The sequence below is a fragment of the Streptomyces sp. SID5469 genome, from assembly GCF_009862865.1.
In the GTDB taxonomy this organism is placed as follows: domain Bacteria; phylum Actinomycetota; class Actinomycetes; order Streptomycetales; family Streptomycetaceae; genus Streptomyces; species Streptomyces avermitilis.
The window spans coordinates 3,821,436-3,846,391 of record NZ_WWIN01000001.1 but is presented as its reverse complement, the minus strand read 5'-3'; the positions used below and the strand labels follow the sequence as shown (position 1 = coordinate 3,846,391).

Genomic DNA, 24,956 nt, shown 5'->3' with positions numbered 1-24,956 from the left:
GCCCGCACGATGGTGGCATGCCCGCCCGACACACGGGGGCATCAGGGTGCAAATGCGGGGGCGCACAGTCTGCCCGAAGCCTCGCCCGGGGGCGAGGGATACGCACGGTCGCCGTCGCGTCACATTGTCGGTGGGGTGGGGCAGGATGAGGCGGATGAGCGAGGAGAGCCTTCCGGCGGACGCCCTGCCGGAGTACGCGGAGCGGGTCCTTGACGTCGCCGAGCGGATCCCGCCCGGGCGCGTGATGACGTACGGGGACGTCGCCGAGTGGCTGGAAGAGGGAGGCCCGCGCCAGGTCGGCCGGGTGATGGCCCTCTACGGAGGAGCGGTTCCGTGGTGGCGCGTCATACGCGCGGACGGCGTGCTGCTCCCGGGCCACGAACTCAGGGCCCTCGGCCACTACCGCGCCGAGGGCACACCTCTGAAGGAGGCGAGCAGAGCCTCCGAAGGCCATCTGCCACGCGTCGACATGAAGCGGGCGCGATGGGACGGCGACGAGCGCGCGGAGGGCCACGTCTGACAGTTTCTGCCATCGGACCGCACCAGGGGTGACCTGTGGTCCACATGGGGGAAGCAGGGCACGGGCAGGCGATGCCGTACGTTCGTGGAGCGGGGGACGCCTGCGGCACGAGTGTCCCGACGGAGTGTCCGGAACAAGGGGAAGCCCTGCTTCCGCGGCATTCACCGGCGTAGCGTCGACGGCGCGCACCCCGTTCATCTCGCGGACACCGCTCTGCACGCGCGGCAGCCCGCCCACCAGTACGACCACCAGGACCGGCGAACCACGTGAGCTCCTCTTCCTCCACCAGGCGCCTTGTGCATCCCCGGATGCGACAGGGGAGCCGTGGCGCTTACCGACTGGTGCGTACCCCGTTGGCCCGGGTGGATCCCCCCCGTCTTGACGCAAACCAGCGCGCGGTGGTTGACCACACGTCCGGTCCGCTGCTGGTTCTCGCAGGTCCGGGAACCGGCAAGACGACCACGCTCGTGGAGTCGGTGGCCGCGCGGATCGCCCGTGGCGGGGACCCGGAGCGGGTCCTGGTGCTGACGTTCAGCCGCAAGGCCGCCGTCGAGCTGCGCGACCGTATGGCGCTGCGCATGGGTGCGGCGCGCGCTCCGCAGGCCACCACCTTCCACTCGTTCTGCTATGCCCTGGTCCGCGCCCACCAGGACGTCGGGCTGTTCGTGGAGCCTCTGCGGCTCCTGTCGGGCCCCGAGCAGGACGTGGCGGTGCGCGGGCTCCTCGCCGGACAGCCCGACCTGGAGCGGCTCGGCCTCGCGCACGTGCGCTGGCCGGACGAACTGCGCGCCTGCCTCACCACCCGGGGCTTCGCCGACGAGGTCCGTGCGGTACTGGCCCGCAGCCGCGAACTCGGACTGAGCCCGGGCGCCCTGCGCAGTTTCGCCGCGCGCATCGGCCGTCCCGACTGGATGGCCGCGTCCGCCTTCCTGGCCGAGTACCTCGACGTACTCGACCTCCAGGGAGTCCTCGACTACGCGGAACTCGTCCACCGCGCCGTCCTCCTCGCCCGGCGGCCGGGCGTCGCCGAGCGGCTGGCCGCGCACTACGACGCCGTCTACGTGGACGAGTACCAGGACACCGATCCGGCCCAGGCAAGGCTGCTGCACGCCCTCGCCGGCAGCGGCCGGACCCTGGTGGCCTTCGGCGACCCCGACCAGTCGATCTACACATTCCGGGGCGCCGACGTGAACGGCATCCTGGACTTCCCCGACGCCTTCCCGCGCGCGGACGGAAGGCCGGCGCCGGTCGAGGTCCTCAGGACGTCCCGCCGCTCGGGCGCCGGCCTGCTGGCCGCGACCCGGCTGCTGACCCAGCGCATGCCCCTGAACCGTCTCCCGGCGGAGAAAGTACGCGCCCACCGTGAGCTCGCGCCGGTACGGGACGGAGGCCACGCCGAGGTCTACACGTACCCCACGCCCGGTACGGAGCTGGACAACATCGCGGACGTCCTGCGCCGGGCACACCTGGAGGACGGCGTGCCGTGGGGCGAGATGGCGGTCCTGGTGCGCGCCGGCTCCCGTACGATCCCGACGGTCCGCCGCGCCCTGACGGCGGCCGGGGTCCCCCTGGACATCGACGGCAACGACCTGCCGCTGCGTCACGAACCGGCGGTGACGCCCTTGCTGACGGCGCTCAAGGCGGTGGCGGAGGCGGAGGCGGATGCCTCCGGCACGGACGCCTCCGGCACGCACGCCGAATCGTCCGGACCCGCCGGACCCGCCGCGTCCCCTGAACCCGCTGGATCGGCTGAGCCCGTTGAGCCCGCGCGGGAAAGCTCCTGGCTCGACACCGAGACCGCTCTCACCCTGCTCGCCTCTCCCCTCGCCGGCATGGACGCCGCCGACCTGCGGAGGCTCGGCCGCGCCCTGCGCGAGGAGGAGCGGGCGGCCGGCAACCACGTACCGCCGCCCTCCGACGAACTGCTGGCACGCGCGCTGGCCGAGCCGGAACGGCTGGTCGCGCACGACCCGGCGTACGCGCGCGGAGCCCAGCGCCTCGGCGTGCTGCTGCGCAAGGCCCGCGAGCGCCTCGCGGGCGGGCGGGCACGGCGGAGGAGAGCCCTCTGGGAGCTGTGGGACGGCACGCCCTGGCCCCAGCGCCTGGCGCGGGCCGCCCGGCGCGGCGGCGCGGCAGGGCGCAACGCCGACCGCGACCTCGACGCCGTGTGCGCCCTGTTCGCGACCGCGGCCCGCGCCGAGGAGCGCACCGGCGGCCGTGGCGCGCTCAACTTCCTGGAGGAGATCGACGCCCAGGACATCGCAGCCGACACCCTCACCCGCAGGGCCGTGCGCCCCGATGCCGTACGCCTGATGACCGCGCACCGTTCCAAGGGCCTGGAGTGGCGCCTGGTCGTCGTCGCGGGCGTCCAGGAGGGCCTGTGGCCGGACCTGCGCCGCCGTGGCTCCCTCCTGGAGGCTGACCGCATCGGGCGCGACGGCCTGGCCGAGCCGCTCACCCCGGGCGCCCTCCTGGCGGAGGAGCGACGCCTGTTCTACGTGGCCGCCACACGCGCGCGTGAACGCCTGATCGTCACCGCCGTGAAGGCTCCGGCCGACGACGGCGATCAGCCCTCCCGCTTCCTCACCGAACTCGGCGTCGAACCGAAGGACGTCACCGGGCGCCCCCGCCGCCCCCTGTCCGTCGCCGCGCTCGTCGCCGAACTGCGTGCCACCACCGTCGACCCCCGGGTCTCGGACACCCTCAGAGAGGCCGCCGCCCGCCGGCTGGCCCGGCTCGCCGCGCTCGGCGACGAGGACGGCCGCCCCCTCGTGCCGTCCGCCCACCCCTACCGCTGGTGGGGCATGTACGAGCCGACCGAGAGCAAGGTGCCGCTGCGCAACCGCGACCAGCCCGTCGTGCTCTCCGGAAGCGCCCTCGACCAGCTCGCCAACACCTGTTCCCTCCAGTGGTTCCTCGGCCGCGAGGTGAAGGCCGACGCCCCGGCGACCGCCGCCCAGGGCTTCGGCAACGTGGTGCACGTCCTCGCCGACGAGGTCGCCTCCGGACACACCCCCGCCGACCTCGACGTCCTCATGGAGCGCCTCGACTCCGTGTGGAACGCGCTCGCCTTCGACGCGCCCTGGAAGTCGGCGCAGGAGAAGGAGAACGCGCGCGTGGCGCTCGAACGCTTCCTGCAGTGGCATGTGATGGACCGCGCGGGACGTACGCCGGTGGCGAGTGAGCACGACTTCGACGTGACCCTCGAAGCGGGCTCCTACGAGGTACGCATCCGGGGCTCCATGGACCGTGTCGAGGCGGACGGCGAAGGCCGCGCCTACGTGGTCGACTTCAAGACCGGCAAACAGGCGCCGACCGCCGCCGAGGTGGGCCGCCATCCGCAGCTCGCCGTCTACCAGCTCGCGGTGAGCGAGGGCGCCGTCGACGAGGCGTTCGACGGCGTACGTCCCGAGCCGGGCGGCGCCGAACTCGTCCAGCTGCGCCAGGGCGCCGCCAAGCGGGACGGCGGCGAGGCCCTCCCCAAGGTGCAGGCCCAGGAGCCCCTGGAGGGGGAGTGGGTCGGCGACCTCCTGGCCACCGCCGCGGGCAAGGTCCTCGACGAACGGTTCTCTCCGACCACCGGCCAGCACTGCACCCACTGCGCCTTCCGGGCGTCGTGCAGCGCGCGGGCGGAGGGGCGCCACGTGGTGGAGTGACCCCGGCTCGGCAGATACGGCTGTGATGCACTGCACCACACGTGCTGACCTGTGCTTCTTCCAGCCATGCGGCTGATTGGTCCTCCACTGTCAGTGGCCGCCGCTAGCCTCTCTGACGTGCCAGCCCGTATCACCGACCCCGAGCAGCTCAAGGAGCTCCTCGGCATCCCGTTCACCCCGGAGCAGACGGCCTGCATCACCGCACCGCCCGCCCCGCAGGTGATCGTGGCCGGAGCCGGATCGGGCAAGACCACCGTGATGGCGGCACGCGTGGTCTGGCTGGTCGGTACCGGGCAGGTGGCCCCCGAGCAGGTGCTGGGCCTGACGTTCACCAACAAGGCCGCCGGTGAACTCGCCGAGCGCGTCCGCAAGGCACTCGTCAAGGCGGGCATCACAGACCCGGACGTGATCGACCCGGACAACCCGCCGGGCGAGCCGGTGATCTCCACGTACCACGCCTTCGCGGGCCGACTGCTGACCGACCACGGCCTGCGCATCGGGCTCGAACCCACCGCCCGCCTGCTCGCCGACGCCACCCGCTACCAGCTCGCCGCGCGCGTGCTGCGTGAGGCCCCGGGCCCGTACCCGGCGCTGACCCGCTCCTTCCCGGACCTCGTCGGCGATCTCCTCACCCTCGACTCCGAACTCGCCGAGCACCTGGTGCGCCCCGAGGAGCTGCGCGCATACGACGCCGAGCTGCTGAGCTCACTGGAGGGCGCCAAGCTCTCCAACGCCGAGCTGCGCAAGATCCCCGAAACGGCAGCCGCCCGTCGTGAGCTGGCCGACCTGGTGGTGCGCTACCGGGCCGCCAAGCGCGAGCGCGACCTCCTCGACTTCGGTGACCAGATCGCCCTCTCGGCGACCCTGGCACGCACGCGTGCGGAGGTCGGAGCCATCCTGCGGGACGAGTTCCGCGTAGTGCTCCTCGACGAGTACCAGGACACATCGGTCGCCCAGCGCGTCCTGCTCGCCGGGCTGTTCGGCGGTGGCACCGGGCACCCCGTGACCGCCGTCGGCGACCCCTGCCAGGCGATCTACGGCTGGCGCGGCGCCTCCGTCGCCAACCTCGACGACTTCCCCGAGCACTTCGCGCACGCCGACGGCCGCCTCGCGACCCGCCAGGCCCTCAGCGAGAACCGCCGCAGCGGCGGCCGCCTCCTCGACCTCGCCAACGGCCTCGCCGAGCCCCTGCGCGCCCTGCACGCGGGCGTGGAGGCCCTGCGCCCGGCCCCGGGTGCCGAGCACGACGGCCAGGTCCGGTGCGCGCTGCTGCGCACCCACGCCGAGGAGATCGACTGGATCGCCGACTCCCTCGCCCACCTCGTGCGCACCGGGAAGGAGCCCGGCGAGATCGCCGTCCTGTGCCGCACCGCGACGGACTTCGCCGAGATCCAGGGCGCGCTCGTCGCCCGCGACGTCCCCGTCGAGGTCGTCGGCCTCTCCGGACTGCTCCATCTGCCCGAGGTCGCCGATCTCGTCGCCGTCTGCGAAGTCCTCCAGGACCCCGGTGCCAACGCCTCTCTCGTACGGCTCCTCACCGGCCCGCGCTGGCGCATCGGCCCGCGCGACCTCGCTCTTCTGGGACGGCGCGCCCGCCTGCTCGTGTCCCACGCACGCGTGGGGGCCGACGACGACCCCGACCGCCGGCTCGCCGCGGCCGTCGAGGGGGTCGACCCGTCCGAGGTGATCTCGCTCGCGGACGCGCTCGACACGTTCCTGGAAGCGCCCCTCGAAGATCCCGCGGAGGCGGACGACGGGCTGCCGTTCTCGGCCGACGCGCGCGTACGGTTCGCACGGCTCGCCGCCGAACTGCGTGACCTGCGCCGCTCGCTCGCCGACCCCCTGATGGACGTCCTGCACCGGGTCCTCGCCGTCACCGGTCTGGAGGTGGAGCTGTCCGCGTCCCCGCACGCGCTGGCCGCGCGCCGACGCGAGACGCTGTCGAACTTCCTGGACGTCGCCGCATCCTTCGCCGCGAGCGACGGCGAGGCGACGCTCCTTGCCTTCCTCGGCTTCCTGCGCACCGCCGCCCAGTACGAGAAGGGTCTCGACAACGCGCTGCCGGGCGGTGAGAACACCGTCAAGGTGCTCACCGCGCACAAGTCCAAGGGCCTGGAATGGGACGTCGTCGCGGTCCCCGGGCTGGTCACCGGGACGTTCCCGAGCACCCAGGGCCGCGAGAAGTGGACCGCGCAGGGCAAGGTCCTCCCGCACGAGCTGCGCGGCGACGCCGACACGCTGCCCGACATCGAGGCCTGGGACTCCAGAGGCATGAAGGCCTTCCACGAGGCCATGAAGGAGCACCAGCACACCGAGGAGCTCCGCCTCGGCTATGTCACCTTCACCCGCCCCCGCTCCCTGCTCCTCGGCTCCGGCCACTGGTGGGGCCCGTCCCAGAAGCGCCCGCGGGGTCCGTCGGACTTCCTGCACGCCCTGTACGAGCACTGCGCGGCCGGGTACGGCGAGATCGAGGCGTGGGCGGAGGAGCCCGAGGAGAACGAGGAGAACCCGGCCCTGCACGAGGCGGCCGCCGACCACGCCTGGCCACTTCCCCTCGACGACACGGCGCTGGCCCGCCGCCGGGCGGCCGCCGAGACCGTACTCGCCTACCTGGAGCGAGTCGCCTCGCACGAGAACGCCCACCCCTCGGCGCCCTCGGCCGTCCACGACCCGACGTCGTACGACGACCCGGACTGGCCGCCACCGGAGGACGCCGAAAGCCCCCACGAAGATCCCTTCGACGAGGCCTACGGCGATCTCGCCCACGACGAGGCCCCCTACGGGGAGGACGACGTCCCGGAGGAAGGCCTCCTCGAAGACGACGGCGACGACGACGCCGACTGGGAGTCCTGGTCGACGGACCGGCCGACGGTGCCCCACCAAGCAGCGGCTCCGGAGGCTCGTCCCCACCCGGCGGGCCCGCCGCCCCTCACGCCCGAGGAAGCACGCACCATCGCCTCCTGGGACCGCGACCTGGACGCCCTCACCGGAGAGCTGCTGCGCGCCCGCGCGAGCGTCACCGACGTGCCCCTGCCGGCGTCGCTGACCGCGTCGCAGCTCCTGGAGCTGGCCGCCGACCCGGACGGCTTCGCCCAGGAGCTCGCGCGCCCCATGCCGCGCCCCCCGCAGCCCGCCGCACGCCGCGGCACCCGCTTCCACGCCTGGGTCGAGGCCCGCTTCGAGGAGCTTCGGCTGCCCATGCTGGAGCCGGACGAGCTGCCCGGCAGCGAAGCCGAGATCGCCGACGAACGCGACCTGGAGGCCCTCAAGGACGCCTTCGAACGCACTCCCTACGCCCACCGCACGCCGTACCGCGTGGAGGTCCCCTTCCAGCTCGCGATCGCGGGACGCGTCGTACGCGGCCGCATCGACGCCGTCTACCGGAAAGAGGGGAACGACGGGACGACGTACGAGATCGTCGACTGGAAGACCAGCCGCACCCGCACCGCGGACCCCCTCCAGCTCGCCGTGTACCGGCTCGCGTGGGCCGAGCAGCAGGGTGTGCCCCTGGAGTCCGTCACGACCACATTCCTGTACGTACGCAGCGGCGAGGTCGTACGGCCCGACGGTCTCCCGGACCGGGCCGCGCTGGAGCGGCTGCTCCTGGACGAGCCGTCCTCCGGTGAACCGCCGGGCGAGCGTGTCACTGAGGGCCGATAGGCTCCTGACCATGAGCGAGACCCCGGACAGCGCCGTCCGCACGTACATCGACAGTCACCGAGCCGTCTTCCTCGACGACCTCGCGGAGTGGCTGCGCATCCCGTCTGTGTCGGCCCAGCCCGACCACGCGGCGGATGTACGGCGCAGCGCCGACTGGCTCGCCGCCAAGCTCAAGGAGACCGGCTTCCCGACCGCCGAGGTGTGGGCGACTCCGGGCGCCCCGGCGGTCTTCGCCGAATGGCCCTCCGACGACCCGCAGGCGCCCACTGTCCTCGTCTACGGCCACCACGACGTGCAGCCCGCCGCCCGCGAGGACGGCTGGGACACCGAGCCCTTCGAGCCGGTCATTCGAGACAACCGCCTCTACGCGCGCGGGGCCGCGGACGACAAGGGCCAGGTGTTCTTCCACACACTCGGTGTCCGCGCCCACCTCGCCACCACGGGCCGTACCACCCCGGCGGTGCACCTGAAGATGTTGATCGAGGGCGAGGAGGAGTCCGGCTCGCCGCACTTCCGCGCCCTCGTCGAGGAGCACGCGGACCGGCTCACCGCCGACACCGTGATCGTCTCCGACACCGGCATGTGGTCCGAGGACACCCCCACGGTGTGCACCGGCATGCGCGGCCTCGCCGAATGCGAGATCGAGCTGCACGGCCCCGACCAGGACATCCACTCCGGCTCCTTCGGCGGCGCGGTGCCCAACCCGGCCACCGCGGCGGCCCGCCTGGTCGCCGCCCTGCACGACGAACACGCGCGCGTGGCGATCCCCGGCTTCTACGAAGGCGTCGCCGAACTCACCGCCCGCGAGCGCGAACTCTTCGCCGAGCTGCCGTTCGACGAGCCGCAGTGGCTGCGCACGGCCAAGTCGGCCGCGACGTACGGAGAGGCCGGTCACACCACCCTGGAGCGCATCTGGGCCCGCCCGACCGCCGAGGTCAACGGCATCGGCGGGGGCTACCAGGGCCCCGGCAGCAAGACGATCATCCCCTCCTCCGCCATGGTGAAGCTCTCCTTCCGGCTGGTCGCAGGCCAGGACCCCGACGACATCGAGACGGCCGTACGCGCGTGGGCGGCCGATCGGCTGCCCGCCGGGATCCGGCACGAGATCACGTTCGGGGCCGCCACCCGCCCGTGCCTGACACCGCTCGACCACCCCGCGCTGCAGTCCGTCGCACGCGCCATGGGCCGCGCCTTCGAACAGCCGGTCCGCTTCACCCGCGAGGGCGGCTCCGGACCCGCGGCCGACCTCCAGGAAGTCCTCGGGGCACCCGTGCTCTTCCTCGGGATCTCCGTCCCGTCCGACGGCTGGCACGCCCCCAACGAGAAGGTCGAACTCGATCTGCTCCTCAAGGGCGTCGAGACCACCGCGTACCTGTGGGGCGACCTGGGAGGGAGTCCGCGCCATGGGGACTGACCATCTCGCGGTCCGGACCGGCGACCTCACGGGGGCCAGGGCCCGGCACACTGGAAGGACCGCCCCGCACGCCCAGAGCCCGCCGGACCTGGTCCGCCCATGCCGTATGTCCCGCTGAACCGCCCGCTGAAATAACCGTTCCACCGGGGGAGTTGGAAGCACCTGTGACCACCTGGACCGACCGTACCGCCGACCGTCCCCTCTCACTCACCGCGCCGAGCGGCATCGATCGGGCCGCCCACCACCGGCTCGACGAGGCCTGGCTCGCGGCCGCGTGGAGCCACCCCACCACTCGGGCCTTCGTGGTCTCCGGCGGCCAGGTCCTCATCGACGAGACGGCGGACGGCGCCACCGAACTCGTCATGACTCCGTCATTCGAGGCCCCCCTCACCGAGGCGCACCGCTACTTCCTGGGCACGGACGACGACGGCGTCAGCTACTTCGCCCTCCAGAAGGACGCGCTGCCCGGCCGCATCGACCAGTCCGCGCGGCCGGCGGGCCTGCGCGAGGCGGGCCTGCTGTTGTCGCCGAGGGACGCGGGCCTGATGGTCCACGCGGTCGCCCTGGAGAACTGGCAGCGTCTGCACCGCTTCTGCTCGCGCTGCGGCGAGCGCACGGTGATCGCGGCGGCCGGCCACATCCGCCGCTGCCCGGCCTGCGGCGCCGAGCACTACCCGCGCACCGACCCGGCAGTGATCATGGCGGTCACGGACGACGAGGACCGCATCCTGCTCGGCCGCCAGGTGCACTGGCCGGAGGGCCGCTTCTCGACGCTCGCCGGCTTCGTCGAGCCCGGCGAGTCCATCGAGCAGTCGGTGCGCCGCGAGGTCTTCGAGGAGGCGGGGATCACCGTCGGCGAAGTCGAGTACGTCGCCAGCCAGCCCTGGCCCTTCCCCTCCAGCCTCATGCTGGGCTTCATGGCCCGGGCGACCTCGACGGAGATCAACGTCGACGGCGACGAGATCCAGGAGGCGCGCTGGTTCTCCCGTGAGGACCTGAAGGCCGCCTTCGAGTCCGAAGAAGTGCTGCCGCCGTACGGCATCTCCATCGCCGCCCGCCTGATCGAGCTCTGGTACGGCAAGCCCCTGCCGAGGCCGGGTACGGCCGTCTGACACCGACCGGCCACGGTGCGCGGATGACCGCCCACTCGACCACGGCGGCACCGCAAGCAGAAGGCGGTCCTCGAGTCTCCTCAAGGACCGCCCGCACGGCAGCGCACCGAAAGCGCCCCCGCTACGCGCCGATCTTCTGCTTGACCTGGGCCAGCGAAGGGTTGGTGAGCGTCGAACCGTCCGCGAAGAGCACGGTCGGAACCGTCTGGTTTCCGCCATTCGCCTTCTCCACGAACGCCGCGGAGTCCGGGTCGTGCTCGATGTTGATCTCGTTGTACGTGATGCCCTCACGGTCCATCTGGCTCTTCAACCGACTGCAGTAGCCGCACCACGTGGTGCTGTACATCGTCACAGTGCCCGGCATGTCTCGGACGCTCCTCTGCTGCTCGGGGGTGCGTGGTCGCAGAGACTCGAACGTACGGGAGAGAGCCGCCATTCCCGCACGGGGGCGGACGCGTCGCTGTTTCGGTGCTTCCGAGCCAGGGCTGTGAGCAAGGGCACGTGGGGCGGTGCGTCTGCCGCCCGGACGCGGCGGCGAGCCTGCCGCATTAGTACGACTGCAGGCGCCTCCCTGTGGACAACCGCCGCACCCGCCTCCGCCGACCTGGCAGCATGGCGGGGTGACAGCAGCAACGCACTCCACCCTCTTCCCACAGGTTCCGGACTCTGCCGACGCGGTGCTCGACGGGCTCGACCCCGAGCAGCGCGCGGTGGCGACCGCCCTGCACGGGCCGGTGTGCGTGCTGGCAGGTGCCGGCACCGGCAAGACACGCGCCATCACCCACCGCATCGCCTACGGGGTGCGCGCAGGCATCCTCCAGCCCTCCAGCGTGCTCGCCGTCACCTTCACCAACCGCGCCGCCGGCGAGATGCGCGGCCGACTCCGCCAGCTCGGCGCCTCCGGTGTCCAGGCCCGCACGTTCCACTCCGCCGCGCTGCGCCAGCTCCAGTACTTCTGGCCGAAAGCAGTCGGTGGCGGACTCCCCAGAATCGTCGACCGCAAGATCCAGATCGTCGCGGACGCGGCGGCCGCCTGCCGCATCCGTCTCGACCGGGGCGAGCTGCGGGACGTCACCGCCGAGATCGAATGGTCCAAGGTCACCCAGACCGTCCCCGCCGACTACGCGGCCGCGGCTGCCAAGGCAGCCCGCGAGGCCCCCCGGGACCCGGCCGAGATCGCCCAGATCTACGCAACGTACGAAGACCTCAAGCGCGACCGCGCCGTCATCGACTTCGAGGACGTCCTGCTGCTGACCGTGGGCATCCTCCAGGACCGGCAGGACATCGCGGAGGCGGTCCGCGCCCAGTACCAGCACTTCGTGGTCGACGAGTACCAGGACGTCAGCCCCCTCCAGCAGCGCCTCCTGGACCTGTGGCTCGGCGAGCGCGACAGCCTGTGCGTCGTCGGCGACGCCAGCCAGACGATCTACTCCTTCACCGGAGCGACCCCCGACCACCTGCTCGACTTCCGCACCCGCCACCCCGGAGCCACGGTCGTCAAGCTGGTGCGCGACTACCGCTCCTCGCCCCAGGTGGTCCACCTCGCCAACGGCCTGCTCGCCCAGGCCCGCGGCCGTGCCGCGGAGCACCGCCTGGAGCTGATCTCCCAAAGAGAGCCCGGCCCCGAACCCGTCTACACCGAATACACCGACGAGCCGGCCGAGGCCGAAGGCGCTGCCCGCCGCATCCGCGACCTCCTGGCCTCCGGCGTACCGGCGGCCGAGATCGCCATCCTGTTCCGCACGAACTCCCAGTCGGAAATCTACGAACAGGCCCTCGCCGACGCCGGAGTGCCCTACCAACTGCGCGGCGCCGAGCGGTTCTTCGACCGCCCCGAGGTGCGCAAGGCCGGCGTCGCCCTGCGCGGCGCGGCCCGCTTCGGCGGCAACGACACGCTCCTGGACGACGTCGTCGACCTGCCCTCCCAGGTGCGCGCCGTGCTCTCCGGAGAGGGCTGGACCAGTCGGCCCCCGGCCGGCTCCGGCGCGGTCCGGGAACGCTGGGAATCGCTGGCCGCCCTGGCGAACCTCGCCCAGGACTTCGCCGCCGCCAAGCCCGACGCCACCCTCGGCGACCTCGTGGCGGAGCTGGACGAGCGGGCGAGCGCCCAGCACGCACCGACCGTGCAGGGCGTCACCCTCGCCTCACTGCACTCCTCCAAGGGCCTGGAGTGGGACGTCGTCTTCCTGGTCGGTGTCGCCGAGGGCATGATGCCGATCACCTACGCCAAGACCGACGAACAGATCGAGGAAGAGCGGCGCCTCCTGTACGTCGGCGTCACCCGCGCCAGACAGCACCTGTCCGTCTCCTGGGCACTGTCCCGCTCACCCGGGGGGCGCCCGAACCGCCGGCCCAGCCGCTTCCTCGACGGGCTGCGTCCCGGCTCGGTCACCACCACGGGCCGCGGCGCCAGGGCCGGCGCCGCGGGAGGCATCGAGCGCGGCTTCGCGGGCTCCGCCACCAGCCCCGCCCCGCGCCGCACCAGCAGGATCCCGGCCCGCTGCCGGGTCTGCGGCCGCACGTTGAGCGACGCGGGCGAGATGAAGCTGATGCGCTGTGAGGACTGCCCCTCAGACATGGACGAGGGACTCTACGAGCGGTTGCGTGAGTGGCGGGCGGTGCAGGCGCAGCGCAGCGGGCAGCCCGCGTTCTGCGTCTTCACCGACAAGACCCTGATGGCGATCGCCGAGGCCGTGCCCGACGACGAGGGCGATCTGGCGCGGATCCCCGGGGTCGGGGTGCGCAAGCTCAATCGCTACGGAGCCGACGTTCTCAGCATCTGCGCAGGTCAGGAAGTTGAGGTGGGCGCCGAGGGTGACTGATGCAAACTCGTCGAAAAAATAGTTTGCGCATGCCCCAGCAATCCCCATAGGTTCTTAGGCACGGGAACAGCGGCCTTCTCCGAAGCCCTGGTTCCGTGCTGTACTTAATAGCCGTCGGACTGGCTCACCGCCAGTCCCTTGAGACGCCGAGAGGAGGCGATTCCAGTGATCAGCATCAACACCAGCTCCATCAGCACCGTCAAAATGACCGATCGCTCGGTCGTCTCCCTGTGCATGTCCGGCGTCTCGAACCTGGGGACCGGTCTGTCCGGCATTCGTGCCGCCCGGCCGGCGTCCTCCCTGTCTCTCGCGGAACTTCCCATCCGTGAGCGCAATGAGCGACCGACCAAGGCACTGGAAGCAGCAGTAGTGGCACAGGCGCATGCCTATGCCTTTGCGGCCGGTGCCGGATCCCTGAAGCAGACGACGCAGCACCACACGATGTGGGCCTTCCGTGGGCCTGAACCCTGGAGTGATCCAGCCTGATCGACTCAGGCCGGCGCCTTCAGGGCCGCGGAACCCCACCCGGGATCCGCGGCCCTTCTGTTTGTCCCCAACACCGGGGACAGACGGGCGAAGGGGCCTCGGGACAAGAAAAGAACCCGGTACCAGCCGCCACCCGGCCCAACAGGGCCGGAACGACCAGACGAGGAAAACCAACCGTGCAACTCGAAGCGCACGCCCCGTCCGTACCGCCTTCCGAAACGATCCCCCCGCCCGGCCTCACGGAGGACTCCACCTTGATCCCGCTCACCGCGCTCACCGCGCTCGACGACGCCATCGAGAACCTCGGCGTACCCGTCCCCTGCCGCTCGTACGACCCGGAGGTCTTCTTCGCCGAGTCGCCGGCCGATGTCGAGTACGCCAAGTCCCTCTGCCGCACCTGCCCGCTCATCGAGGCCTGCCTCGCCGGCGCCAAGGAGCGGCGTGAGCCCTGGGGCGTCTGGGGTGGCGAGCTCTTCGTCCAGGGTGTCGTCGTCGCCCGGAAGCGGCCGCGTGGCCGCCCGCGCAAGAACCCGGTCACCGCATGAACATCACAGGAACGATCGACCGCCCCCTCACGCACGACCCCAAGAAGCAGGCCCCGATGAAGCCGTCCGCCGGCGAGCCCGCAGGCTCCGCGATCCCAGACTTCACCACCACCGGCGCGAACGACTCGCGTCAGAACAGGACCCGAGAGATGCAACTCATCCCAGAAGCCCTGGCTCGTGCGCATATGCACGAGCGACTGCATGAGGCCGAGCAGGAACGCCGGGCCACGCGCCTGGCGACGGCCCGCCGGATGCAGCGCCGGGCCGAGCGCGCCTCGATGCGCGCCCGCCGCGCGCTCGCCATGGCGGTCATGCAGTAACCGACGGACGTCGGTAGCAGGAACCCCCGCGGGGGCCGGTCCCGAACGGACCGGCCCCCGCCGTGCGTTCGGCCGCCCGAACCACCGGTCACGGAGACATCGTCGACGAGGCGACGAGGCGACGAGCGACGAGATGTCGAGATGACGAGTCTTGCCCGGGACAGTGACCACAGCGGCTACGCCGCGCAACGACAGCTGCGCCCGTGCCGACCTCGGAGCGATCGAGGGGCGCCTGGACTCGGCTCGGTGGTAGGCCCCCTCCCTCGCCCGGCTCACGCCTCCGCGGCCGACTCCTCCTCCAGCAGGAAGCCCGGCAGCCACTCCTCCAGTTCGTCCCGCAGCCGCACGGTGGCGCCCAGCTGGCACAGGACGCCGATGGTGCTGAGGGTGACGCGGTGTATCAGGAGGTACGCCGGGGGCAGGTTCAGCTGCTTTCCCAACTGGTGCGCGGGGGAGCGCGGGTCGGCGATCCGGGCCGCCTGGCTGCGCATCCAGCCCCGCGTGAAGGTGAACTCGTCGGCCTGGGCCGGTTCGATGATCGGCAGCAGGTAGTCCAGGACGGCGTCGGGGTCCAGCTCTATGGACTCCTTGACGAAGCCCTCCTCGCGGAGCAGCTCGTAGACGGACTCGGCATCGCCGTCCAGGGTCATGCGCAGGGAGTCGCCGATCGGGGTCGGCAGGCCGCCCGGCAGGCGGTCGACCGTGCCGAAGTCCAGGACGCCCAGGCGCCAGCCGGCCTTCTCGTCGAAGCCGTCGGGCAACAGCCGGAAGTTGCCCGGATGCGGATCGGCGTGCAGGAGTCCCGTGCGGGCGGGCCCGGAGAAGAGGAAGCGGGCCAGGAGCTGGCCGGCGCGGTCGCGTTGCTCCTGGGTGCCGTCGGCGATCACCTCCGACAGCGGTATGCCGTCGATCCACTCGGTCACCAGGATCTGCTCGCTCTGGTGCACCACCGCCGGGACCACGACATCGGGGTCGTCGGCGAACTCCTCCGCGTGCGCCAGCTGGGCCTGCGCCTCCAGGGCGTAGTCCAGCTCCTCCGACACCCGATCGCGCAGCTCCGTGATCAGCGGCTTGATGTCCATGCCCGGGATCAACGGGCCCAACAGGCGCGCGAAACGGCTGAGTTGGTTGAGGTCGGAGAGCAGGGCCTCGCCCGCACCCGGATACTGGACCTTGACCGCGACCTCACGGCCGTCGTGCCACACCCCGCGGTGTACCTGGCCGATCGAGGCCGCAGCCGACGGCTTGTCCTCGAACTCCAGGAACAGCTCCTGCCAGTCCTCGCCGAGCCGCTCCTGAAGCACGGCGTGCACCGTGCGGGTCGGCATCGGCGGGGCCGCTTCCTGAAGCTTCGTCAGTGCCGCGCGGTAGGGCCCGGCGACCTCCTCGGGCAGTGCCGACTCGAAGACGGACAGCGCCTGCCCGAACTTCATCGCGCCGCCCTTCAGCTCGCCGAGCACCTTGAACAGCTGCTCCGCCGTGCGCTGTTGGAGCTCCCGGCCGACGATCTCCGCCGACTTCCCGCCGATCCGTTTGCCAAGCCCCCAGGTCGCCCGCCCGGCGAAGCCGAGCGGGAGCGCGGCGAGCTTGGCGGTACGGGTGACCGCCTTCCGGGGAAGATCAGACATGCGCCCTCCAAGTCCCAGACAGCCGTGCGGCGCGTGCCTTGCGGGGCAAGTCTGCCGACGGCTGTTGCTCCGCCATTGTCTCGTGCGGCTCCCCCTCCTTTGCGGTGTGTTCTCCGTTACCTTTCTCCGCGGCGCCGCAGGAGCATGCGGGATGCGCCCACACGGGCCGGGCGTGCCAGTCGAGCCGGGGCACGGAGGTCTCCCAGCGCGCGCCCGCGCTCGACGGCAGTTCCCCGTCGAGGAAGGCGAGCGCGTGCCCGGCGGCGACACCCGCGACAGCGGTCGCCAGCGCCACGTCGCACGCCTGCACCTGACGGGGCCGTCCGGAGCGCCACTGGGCGACCAGGCGCGGCCACGTCCGGTCCCGGTCGGCGCGCCCCTGGTCCAGGCAGCCCGCGCAGCCCGACTCGCCGGGCAGGACGAAGGGGCCGACCACTCCCGTGCCCTCCACGACTCCGGCGTAGAGATGCGGTGTGCCCGAAGTGATGAGTGGCTCGGCGGCGGCCGGGTCCGGGGCGTGGATGCCCAGGCCGTCGCGTGGAGTGAGGATCACCAGCGAGAGACCGGGGTCCGCTGCGCCCGCGGTGGTCCTGCGCGAGGCACGCTCCTGTCGCGGGGGCCGCTCCGGTGCCGCACTCCGCACGGCCCGCCGGGCCGCCTCGTTTCTGCGCTCGCCGATCGACTCGGCGGGCAGTCCGCCAGGGGCCACGTCCCACGGCTCGACACGGCCCGTGTCCTGTACGTCGACCTCGCCCACGCCGGCGCCCGCCAGCAGCGAGGCGAGGACGACACCCACCCGGCCCGCGCCCCTTACCTGCACCCGCAGGGAGCGACGGGCGGCCAGCCGCTGAATCCCCGCCCCCGGTGCGCGGGCGACCAGGGACAGGGACGCCAGATCGGGGCGGAGCCGGTCCAGGACGGCCCCCTTTCCGCGCAAGGCGTCGGCGCCCGGGCCCCCGCCCGTCGCGTCGTCCAGCAGCCCCGAGGCCGCCAGCCGCTCCACCAGTCCGTCGACATGGCCGTCGGGCAGCCCCATCCTGCGTCCCTCCTCTCGCAGGAGCGGCAGCCCGCGTGTGCCGTCGAGCAGGGCCAGGAAACTGCCCGTCGCCGTGTCCATCGGCCCCAGCACCATGGCGTGCGCGGGTGCCATCCCGAACTGCACGGTGTTGAGATCCCGCCAGCCGCGCCGCAGCGCGGGTTTCACCATCGGATGCATGAACGGCCCCCGTAGCCCGTAGAACGTCCCCGTGTGTCGGTGGGGCTCTGTGCTGCTCCGCCGACGAGTGCCAGCATGCCCGGCCCGCTCGGGACGTGCCGAAAGTTGTCCACAGGCGGTGGCGTTCGTCGTACAAATCGAGCGCACAGGGTGCGGATCGCCACGGAACCGTCCCAGAGGCGGGACTTCCCCCGTGTGCAGCGGGTAACGTCGGGGCGTGCCCGCCGACCCACTGCACCGCGCCGCAAAACCACAGCGCAGCACGACGAGCCAGCCGCCAAGCGGCTCGGGGGCGAGCGCGATCGAGGTTCGCAGGAGCGCGCGACGTCGCAGAACGGTCTCCGCGTACCGCGAGGGCGATCGCACCGTCGTGCTCATCCCCGCCCGTATGTCCGAGGCGGAGGAACAGCGCTGGGTGACCGTCATGCTCGACAAGCTGGCCGCCCAGGAGAGCAAGCGGCGGCTCGGCGACGCCGAGCTGGCCGAGCGGGCCGAGCGTCTGTCGCTCCAGTACTTCGACGGCCGCGCCCGGCCCACCGCGGTCCGCTGGGTCACCAATCAGAACACGCGCTGGGGTTCGTGCACCCCGTCCGAGGGCAGCATTCGCCTCTCGCACCGCTTGCAGGGCATGCCCGAGTACGTCGTCGACTACGTCCTGCTGCACGAGCTCGCACATCTGCTCGTGCCCGGGCACGGGCCGCGTTTCTGGCGGCTGCTGGAGGCGTATCCGCGTACGGAGCGTGCTCGCGGCTACCTTGAAGGGGTGGTCGCCGCCGACCGGCTGCCGCACCAGCCCGCCCCGGGCGCCGAGTAGGACCTCCGATCGCCCCGTGAAGAGGCGGTTGTGTACCGGGTCTGTACCGGCTTCGTCCGCTCCCGGAGTTTGCCGTTAGCCTGACGCGACGCACTCGCATTCGGGATGGGGGACGGTCGTTACGCATGGCCAGGGAATTCCAACGCGGCCACAAGGCCAAGATCAGTGACCTCACCGCGGGCACCGATCTGTACGTAGGCGTGCAGATCACCGGCCCCGGACTGACGTTCGACATCAGCTGCTTCGGTCTGGACGCCGAGGAGCGGCTCTCGGACGACCGGTACTTCATCTTCTTCAACCAGCCGAAGACCCCCGAGGAGTCCATCCAACTGCTCGGCGCCCAGGCGGGCGACACGGAGTCCTTCCGTGTGACGCTCGACCGGATCCCGCCGCAGATCCAGAAGCTGTCCTTCACGGCGACGCTCGACGGCGCCGGGCAGATGTCGCAGGTCGCCCCCGGTTACCTCCGTATCGTCGCGGGCGGTGAGGAAGTGGCCCGCTACTCCTTCACCGGTTCGGAGTTCTCCACCGAGCGTGCCGTGATGCTGGGCGACTTCTATCTGAAGGACGTCTGGCGGTTCGCCGCCGTCGGCCAGGGCTTCGACGGCGGCCTCGACGCGCTGCTGAAGAACTTCGGCGGAGAGGTCGCCGAGGAGGAGCCGGCTGTTCCGGCACAGACGCAGTCCGGTGCCGCGCCTTCGTTCGCGCCGCCCGCGTTCGGCGCCCCGGCCGCTCCCGCTCCCGCTCCCGCCCCGGCGCCGCAGCCCGCCCAGGGGTTCACGCCGCCCCCGGGGCCCACGCCGCCTCCCGCCCCGGCGCCCGCACCCTCCGTGCACGCCGCGCCGACCATCGTCGGGCCCCTGCACACCCCGCCGGGCGGCACTGTCCCGCCGCCGGGTCCCGCACCGTACGCACAGCCTCCCGGGCAGCCGGGTCCGCCGCCGGGATACGGACAGCAGCCTCCCGGCCAGACCGCCCCGATGCCGCCCGGCTACGGCCAGCAACCCCCGGGCGCGCCCCCCGGCTACGGCCAGCAGCCGCAGTACGGCCAGGTTCCGGGGCAGGTGCCGCCCGGTCAGTACCCGGGTCAGTCCGGTGCCCCGTCCCCGTACGGCGTTCCCCAGGGCGCCCCGCAGGGCGGTGCCGGTGTGGCCGCCGCGCTGTCGGTCTTCAAGGAGACGCCCACCGGTCAGCGCTGGACGCAGCAGAACAAGAAGCTGATCCGCGTCGACCTCGGCATCGGCGGCCAGCCGGTGCTGGCGCGGCAGGGCAGCATGGTGCTCTACCAGGGCAAGGTCGAGTTCAGCTACAAGGGCGCGGGCTTCGCCGGCCGGATCACGGGCAATGCCACCGGCCAGGAGATGCAGCTCATGCGCTGTACCGGCCAGGGCCAGGTGTTCCTCGCCGACAACGCCACCCATGTGCACCCCATCGAGCTCCAGGGCGACGCGATCTGCGTCTCCGCGGAGAACGTCCTCGCCTTCGACGAGTCCCTCCAGTACGAGGTCCGTCGCATCGAGGGACACGGCATCCCCGGGGGCGCGCTGTTCACGATGCAGTTCCAGGGGACCGGCACGATCGTCGTGAAGACGCACGGCGCGCCGGTCGTGCTGCCTGTGACGCCGACGACGTTCGCCGACTGCAACGCCGTCGTCGCCTGGTCCGCGGCCTCCCAGGTGATCGTCTCCAGCCAGGTGCGGATGCGCCGCAACGCCTACCCCGGCGACACCGGCGAGAGCGTGAACCTCCAGTTCCGCGGCGCGCCCGGCAATTTCATCGTCGTCCAGCCGTACGAGGTCTGAGGGAGCCCGTCATGAACCAGCCGCTCGCGGGCTTCGCCCCGGCACCGGTCACCGCCCGCATGGAGAACCACGGCAACCACATGCTGAAGGTCGCCATGCAGACCGGAAACGACCTCTTCGCGCGCGTGGGCTCGATGGTCGCCTACGAAGGGTTCGTCCAGTACGAGCCCAACCCGCCCGCCGTACGCCAGATCGCACGCGACTGGATGACCGGCGAGGGCGCGCCCCTCATGAAGTGCACCGGCGACGGACTGCTGTACCTCGCCGACTACGGGGCGAACGTCGTCGTCATCAACCTCAACGGCGACGCGATCTCCGTCAACGCCACCAACCTGCTCGCCTTCGACGCACATCTGACGTGGGGTGTCGAGCGCGTCAAGGGGCTCGCGAAGTTCGCCGGCCAGGGCCTGTGGAACACCAAGATCTCCGGGCAGGGCTGGGTCGCGCTGACCTCCCGGGGCAAGCCGATCGTCGTCGACTGCGGCGGCGGCGAGGACGAGACGTACGTCGACCCGGACGCGCTCGTCGCCTGGTCCCCGAACCTGAAGGTGAAGGGCAAGCGCAGCTTCAAGGCACAGTCGCTCATCGGGCGCGGCAGCGGCGAGGCGTACCAGATGGCGTTCTCCGGGCAGGGCATCGTCGTCGTCCAGCCCAGCGAGGACAGCACCGACCGCCTCCGAGTCCGGGGCTGAGGGGGAGCGACACACCATGCAGAGTCCGCTTTTCGGCTACAACGAACAGCAGACCCAGGACCGCTACAGCCTGCAGAACTCGCAGATGCTGCGCGTCGTCCTGGAGGGCCACGACGACATCCTCGCCCGCAAGGGCACCATGGTCGCCTACCAGGGCCTCATCGAGTTCGACGCCGAGTACCAGAACAACAGCCAGCAGCGCGCGCGTGCGTACACCGGCGAGGGCCTCGACCTGATGCGCTGCCACGGGCAGGGGACGGTCTATCTCTCGAACCTCGCCCAGCACGTCCACGTGATGGACGTGGACCAGGACGGCCTCACCGTCGACAGCAGCTACGTCCTGGCGATGGACTCCTCGCTGCACCACGAGGTCATCGCCGTGGACAGCCAGTACGGCATTTCCGGCTCCGGCAAGTACCAGCTCAACATCACCGGCCGCGGAAAGGTCGCGCTGATGACCTCGGGCATGCCCCTGCTGATGCAGGTGACGCCGGACAAGTACGTCAACTGTGACGCCGACGCGATCGTCGCCTGGTCCACGAGCCTGCGCGTCCAGATGCAGGCCCAGACGCATTCCTCCGGAGTGTGGCGGCGCCGCGGCAACACCGGTGAGGGGTGGGAACTCAGCTTCCTCGGCAACGGCTACGCGCTCGTCCAGCCCAGCGAGCTGCTGCCGCCGCAGAACGCGCAGATCGGTCAGGGACTGCGCGCCCAGTACGGCATGGGGCAGCAGGGCGCCCGGGCGCAGAACCAGGGCAACGTCTGGAGCTGAGCGTCCAGAAAGCAGACGTAAGGGGCGGCCGCCAGTGCGGCCGCCCCTTACACGTCTCGCCTCACACTCTTCCCGCGAGGCTCACAGGCGTGAGCGTGTCGCCTCCAGCAGCCGGACGACCGACTCGTCGGCCACGTCCGCCACCTCGTCGTAGCCGAACCAGCGCACGTCGAGCGACTCGTCGCTGATCGCGTGCACCGCCCCCGGGGGCGCCACGACGGCGTACTGGACGTCGAAGTGCCAGTGGCACGGTGCTGGGATGGGATGCCGGTCGAGGCGCACCGGTCCGCCCGGCAGCAGCGTCAGGCCCGGGATGCCCGACTCCTCCGTGGCCTCGCGCAGGGCCGCGGCCGCGAGCGTCGCGTCGCCCGGCTCGCAGTGGCCGCCCATCTGGAGCCACATCCGCAGCTTCTTGTGCAGCGTGAGCAGTACCTGGCCGCGCTCGGGGTCGACCACCAGGGCGCTCGCCGTGATGTGCCCGGCGTGGCACGACTTCCAGGTGCCGTCCGGATGCGCCTCCAGGTGGCCCAGGTACGCCTCGCGCAGCTCCTCCTGGTCCTCGTAGCCCTTGAGTACGAGGACCGTGTCGTCGAAGAGGCTCACTCGGCGGTGTCGCCCTTGCTGTCGTCCTCGCCCTTGTTGTCGTCGTCCTTCTTCAGGTCGGGCTTCCCGGCGGCCGGACCGCCACTCGCCGCTTCGCCGAGCATCTTGTCCAGCTCGGAGAAGTCCAGCTGCTCGCGGTGCACGAAGCCGTCCGGGTCGTCCAGGTCGGACGCGGTCGGCAGCATGTCCGGGTGGGCCCACAGGCCGTCGCGGCCGTCGACACCGCGCGCGTCGGTGAGCGAGGCCCACAGACGCGAGGCGTCCCGCAGCCGGCGCGGCCGCAGCTCCAGGCCGATCAGGGTGGCGAACGTCTGCTCGGCCGGGCCGCCCGTGGCGCGGCGGCGGCGCAGGGTCTCACGCAGCGCGTCCGCGGACGACAGGCGGGGCTTGGCGGCCGCGTGCACCACCGCGTCCACCCAGCCCTCCACGAGCGCCAGCGCAGTCTCCAGACGGGCCAGAGCCGCCTTCTGCTCGGGCGTGTCCTCCGGCTGGAACATGCCCTGCTGGAGTGCCTGCTGCAGCTCCTCCGGGTTCTGCGGGTCGAACTGGCCGACCACGTCCTCCAGCTTCGCGGTGTCGACCTTGATCCCGCGCGCGTAGCCCTCGACCGCACCGAACAGGTGCGAGCGCAGCCACGGCACGTGGGCGAAGAGGCGCTGGTGGGCGGCCTCGCGCAGGGCCAGGTAGAGCCGCACCTCCTCCTCGGGGATGCCCAGGTCCTTGCCGAACGCCGCCATGTTCAACGGAAGCAGCGCGGCCTTGCCGGCCGGGCCGAGCGGCAGGCCGATGTCGGTGGAGCCGACGACTTCGCCCGCGAGCACGCCCACGGCCTGCCCGATCTGCGTACCGAACATGGCGCCGCCCATGGAGCGCATCATGCCGATGAGCGGGCCCGCCATGGCCTGCATCTCCTCCGGCAGGACGTCGCCCATGGCCGCGCCGACGCGCTCGGCGACCGGGTCGACGAGCTCCTTCCACACCGGCAGGGTGGCTTCGACCCACTCCGCGCGGCTCCAGGCCACGGCGGAGCCGGCGCCGGACGGCAGCGACGTCGCGTCGTCCAGCCACAGGTCTGCCAGGCGCACGGCCTCCTCGACCGCGGAGCGCTCACCGGGGCCCACGCTCGCGTCCTTGGTGCCGTCCTGGGTGCCCTGGGCGACCGTCTGGCGGGCGATCTGCTTGGCCATGTCCCAGTTCACCGGGCCGCCCTCGTACGAGAGCATCTGGCCGAGCTGCTGGAAGGCGGCCCCCAGGTCGTTGGGGTTGATGGAACCGAACATCGCGGCGAGCGGATTGTCGGCGCCGGGTCCTCCGGCTCCGGGCGACCCGAAACCGAACGGGTTGGCCGGTCCCTGACCCCCGCCGCTCTGCTGGTCCTTCTTCTTGCCCTCGTCGCCGTTCTCCGGCTCCTCCGGCGGAAGGCCGAATCCGAATGGGGTGTCACTCACGGGATTCCTCGGCTGGTAAGGCCACCGGTTCGCTCCGGCGGCTGGCTGCCCGACAACACCACCCAGCGTAGACACCACAGCCCGTTCGGGCCTCGGTGCTTCGCCGACTCGCTGCCTGCGGCAGGATGGATGCCACCTGGTACGCACGCGTCACAACGCTCGTACTGAAGACAACCGCTGGAGACGCCCGGTGAGTTCCCCAGATCCGCAGGTTCGCGCAGCGCGAAACCATTCAACCAGTCCCGCCGTCCGCGGGCCCGTCGTCGCGGTCACCGGCGCCGCGTCCGGTGTCGGCGCCCTCCTGACCGAGCGGCTCGCCGCGTCCGACGCGATCAAGCAGGTCGTCGCCATCGACGAGCGGCGCGGGGAGTGCGCGACGGCACAGTGGCACATCCTGGACGTACGGGATCCGGCCATCGCGGACAAACTGCGGGGTGCGGACGTCGTCGTGCACCTCGCGCTCGACCTCGATCTGGAGTCCGACGCGGCGGCCCGGACGGCGTACAACGTCCGGGGGACGCAGACCGTGCTCACGGCTGCCGCGGCGGCCGGCGTCCACCGGGTCGTGCTGTGCACCTCCGCGATGGTCTACGGGGCGCTGCCGGACAACGAACTGCCGCTCTCCGAAGACGCCGAACTGCGCGCCACGGCCGAGGCCACGGGCGTCGGGGACCTGCTGGAGATCGAGCGGCTCGCGCGGCGCGCGCCCCGGGCGCACCCGGGGCTCAACGTCACCGTCGTACGCCCCTCCGTGCTGGTCGGTGGCACGGATACGGCGCTGACCAGGTACTTCGAGTCGCCCCGTCTGCTGGTGGTGGCCGGTTCGCGGCCCGCCTGGCAGTTCTGCCACGTCGAGGATCTGTGCAGTGCTCTGGAGTACGCCGTTCTGGAGAAGGTCGACGGAGAGCTCGCCGTCGGCTGTGACGGGTGGCTGGAGCAGGAGGAGGTCGAGGAGCTGAGCGGGATCCGGCGGATGGAGCTGCCGTCCGCGGTCGCTCTGGGCGCCGCGGCCCGGCTGCACCGGATCGGGCTCACTCCGTCGCCGGCCGGGGACCTGGCGTACACGATGTACCCCTGGGTGGTGAGCGGAAGCCGGCTCCATGACGCCGGGTGGCGGCCGCAGTGGACCAACGAGGAGGTCCTGGCGGAGCTGCTGGAGGAAGTGGCCGGGCGGCACACGGTGGCCGGGCGGCGGCTCGGGCGCAAGGACGCGACGGCGGCCGGGGCCGCGGGAGCGACGGTCGCGCTGCTGGGCACGGCCGCGTTGGTGCGCCGGGCGCGGAAGGCTCGACGGCGGTTCTGAGAGGCGCACCCCGCGTCCTGGCCGACGTCGGTCGGGACTGCTTCGCCCCTGCCTCCGCCGCCCGTCACCCCGCGACAGCCCCATCGGTCCCATCCCCGGGGCCTGCCGCCCGCAGATGCTGTAGGACGCTCCAAACGCCCCCG

General features: G+C 71.9%; 19 protein-coding genes. 14 read left to right on the top strand and 5 right to left on the bottom strand.

All coding sequences use genetic code 11. The annotated features are described in order from the left end of the window. Positions 1-154 precede the first annotated feature (154 nt). From GTY58_RS16150 to nudC, 5 genes are all read left to right on the top strand, one after another. Positions 155-520, top strand: coding sequence for an MGMT family protein (locus GTY58_RS16150; RefSeq protein ID WP_037649027.1), 366 nt, complete (start codon positions 155-157; stop codon positions 518-520). Between the two features lie 266 nt (positions 521-786). Beyond that, positions 787-4,176 carry an ATP-dependent DNA helicase gene (locus tag GTY58_RS16145; RefSeq protein ID WP_010984507.1) on the top strand — a complete coding sequence of 1,130 codons (3,390 nt, stop codon included), beginning with the start codon at positions 787-789 and terminating at the stop codon, positions 4,174-4,176. Positions 4,177-4,293: 117 nt separating this feature from the next. Further along, positions 4,294-7,836: an ATP-dependent DNA helicase gene (locus tag GTY58_RS16140; protein ID WP_037649024.1), complete on the top strand. Its 3,543-nt coding sequence runs from the start codon at positions 4,294-4,296 to the stop codon at positions 7,834-7,836. A 10-nt stretch (positions 7,837-7,846) separates the two neighbouring features. Further along, on the top strand, positions 7,847-9,250 hold the full coding sequence (locus GTY58_RS16135) for a dipeptidase (RefSeq protein ID WP_010984505.1): 1,404 nt from the start codon (positions 7,847-7,849) through the stop codon (positions 9,248-9,250). Between the two features lie 164 nt (positions 9,251-9,414). After that, entirely contained in the window at positions 9,415-10,362 is a 948-nt protein-coding gene (nudC, locus tag GTY58_RS16130) for an NAD(+) diphosphatase (protein WP_010984504.1), read from the top strand. Positions 10,363-10,483: 121 nt separating this feature from the next. Here nudC and GTY58_RS16125 read toward each other — a convergent pair whose 3' ends face one another. Further along, the gene (locus tag GTY58_RS16125) at positions 10,484-10,726 is read right to left on the bottom strand and encodes a mycoredoxin (RefSeq protein ID WP_010984503.1); all 243 of its coding nucleotides are present in this window, start codon (positions 10,724-10,726) and stop codon (positions 10,484-10,486) included. A 256-nt stretch (positions 10,727-10,982) separates the two neighbouring features. Between GTY58_RS16125 and GTY58_RS16120 the strand changes: the two genes are divergently transcribed. The 4 genes from GTY58_RS16120 (at position 10,983) to GTY58_RS16105 (ending at position 14,535) form a co-directional block, all read left to right on the top strand. Continuing rightward, positions 10,983-13,184 carry an ATP-dependent DNA helicase UvrD2 gene (locus GTY58_RS16120; protein ID WP_242432314.1) on the top strand — a complete coding sequence of 734 codons (2,202 nt, stop codon included), beginning with the start codon at positions 10,983-10,985 and terminating at the stop codon, positions 13,182-13,184. 165 nt (positions 13,185-13,349) lie between these two features. Continuing rightward, on the top strand, positions 13,350-13,670 hold the full coding sequence (locus GTY58_RS16115; protein WP_078234439.1) for a hypothetical protein: 321 nt from the start codon (positions 13,350-13,352) through the stop codon (positions 13,668-13,670). Between the two features lie 176 nt (positions 13,671-13,846). Then, a complete protein-coding gene (locus GTY58_RS16110) occupies positions 13,847-14,215 on the top strand; it encodes a WhiB family transcriptional regulator (protein ID WP_010984500.1) in 369 nt (122 codons plus the stop codon). Next, positions 14,212-14,535: a hypothetical protein gene (locus tag GTY58_RS16105; protein ID WP_010984499.1), complete on the top strand. Its 324-nt coding sequence runs from the start codon at positions 14,212-14,214 to the stop codon at positions 14,533-14,535. Before GTY58_RS16110 ends, GTY58_RS16105 begins: the two co-directional genes overlap by 4 nt. Before the next feature lie 272 nt (positions 14,536-14,807). On the opposite strand, the gene GTY58_RS16100 is transcribed toward GTY58_RS16105, so the two are convergent. Then, complete coding sequence (locus tag GTY58_RS16100; protein ID WP_010984498.1) at positions 14,808-16,163, bottom strand: AarF/ABC1/UbiB kinase family protein; 1,356 nt, start codon at positions 16,161-16,163, stop codon at positions 14,808-14,810. Then, positions 16,156-17,379: a TOMM precursor leader peptide-binding protein gene (locus GTY58_RS16095; RefSeq protein ID WP_010984497.1), complete on the bottom strand. Its 1,224-nt coding sequence runs from the start codon at positions 17,377-17,379 to the stop codon at positions 16,156-16,158. The genes GTY58_RS16100 and GTY58_RS16095 overlap by 8 nt, the downstream gene beginning before the upstream one ends. A 217-nt stretch (positions 17,380-17,596) precedes the next feature. Between GTY58_RS16095 and GTY58_RS16090 the strand changes: the two genes are divergently transcribed. From GTY58_RS16090 to GTY58_RS16075, 4 genes are all read left to right on the top strand, one after another. After that, on the top strand, positions 17,597-18,193 hold the full coding sequence (locus GTY58_RS16090; RefSeq protein ID WP_078234440.1) for a M48 family metallopeptidase: 597 nt from the start codon (positions 17,597-17,599) through the stop codon (positions 18,191-18,193). A 125-nt stretch (positions 18,194-18,318) separates the two neighbouring features. Then, positions 18,319-19,995: a TerD family protein gene (locus GTY58_RS16085; protein WP_010984495.1), complete on the top strand. Its 1,677-nt coding sequence runs from the start codon at positions 18,319-18,321 to the stop codon at positions 19,993-19,995. Between the two features lie 11 nt (positions 19,996-20,006). Further along, positions 20,007-20,687, top strand: a complete 681-nt coding sequence (locus tag GTY58_RS16080) for an AIM24 family protein (protein ID WP_010984494.1) — start codon at positions 20,007-20,009, stop codon at positions 20,685-20,687. Between the two features lie 16 nt (positions 20,688-20,703). Further along, positions 20,704-21,459, top strand: coding sequence for an AIM24 family protein (locus GTY58_RS16075; protein ID WP_010984493.1), 756 nt, complete (start codon positions 20,704-20,706; stop codon positions 21,457-21,459). A gap of 81 nt (positions 21,460-21,540) precedes the next feature. Here GTY58_RS16075 and GTY58_RS16070 read toward each other — a convergent pair whose 3' ends face one another. Continuing rightward, positions 21,541-22,062, bottom strand: coding sequence for an NUDIX hydrolase (locus GTY58_RS16070; protein WP_010984492.1), 522 nt, complete (start codon positions 22,060-22,062; stop codon positions 21,541-21,543). Next, positions 22,059-23,510, bottom strand: coding sequence for a zinc-dependent metalloprotease (locus GTY58_RS16065; RefSeq protein WP_010984491.1), 1,452 nt, complete (start codon positions 23,508-23,510; stop codon positions 22,059-22,061). The genes GTY58_RS16070 and GTY58_RS16065 overlap by 4 nt, the downstream gene beginning before the upstream one ends. A gap of 190 nt (positions 23,511-23,700) precedes the next feature. Here GTY58_RS16065 and GTY58_RS16060 point away from each other — a divergent pair, with 190 nt between their 5' ends. Next, on the top strand, positions 23,701-24,813 hold the full coding sequence (locus tag GTY58_RS16060; protein ID WP_010984490.1) for an SDR family oxidoreductase: 1,113 nt from the start codon (positions 23,701-23,703) through the stop codon (positions 24,811-24,813). Positions 24,814-24,956: the final 143 nt, after the last annotated feature.

Excerpts from the sequence above, each read along its gene's own strand:
- GTY58_RS16150 (WP_037649027.1), top strand. The coding sequence starts at position 155 with ATGAGCGAGGAGAGCCTTCCGGCGGACGCCCTGCCGGAGTACGCGGAG.
- GTY58_RS16135 (WP_010984505.1), top strand. The coding sequence starts at position 7,847 with ATGAGCGAGACCCCGGACAGCGCCGTCCGCACGTACATCGACAGTCAC.
- GTY58_RS16125 (WP_010984503.1), bottom strand. The coding sequence starts at position 10,726 with ATGCCGGGCACTGTGACGATGTACAGCACCACGTGGTGCGGCTACTGC.
- GTY58_RS16105 (WP_010984499.1), top strand. The coding sequence starts at position 14,212 with ATGAACATCACAGGAACGATCGACCGCCCCCTCACGCACGACCCCAAG.
- GTY58_RS16100 (WP_010984498.1), bottom strand. The coding sequence starts at position 16,163 with ATGTCTGATCTTCCCCGGAAGGCGGTCACCCGTACCGCCAAGCTCGCC.
- GTY58_RS16095 (WP_010984497.1), bottom strand. The coding sequence starts at position 17,379 with ATGCATCCGATGGTGAAACCCGCGCTGCGGCGCGGCTGGCGGGATCTC.
- GTY58_RS16085 (WP_010984495.1), top strand. The coding sequence starts at position 18,319 with ATGGCCAGGGAATTCCAACGCGGCCACAAGGCCAAGATCAGTGACCTC.
- GTY58_RS16080 (WP_010984494.1), top strand. The coding sequence starts at position 20,007 with ATGAACCAGCCGCTCGCGGGCTTCGCCCCGGCACCGGTCACCGCCCGC.
- GTY58_RS16075 (WP_010984493.1), top strand. The coding sequence starts at position 20,704 with ATGCAGAGTCCGCTTTTCGGCTACAACGAACAGCAGACCCAGGACCGC.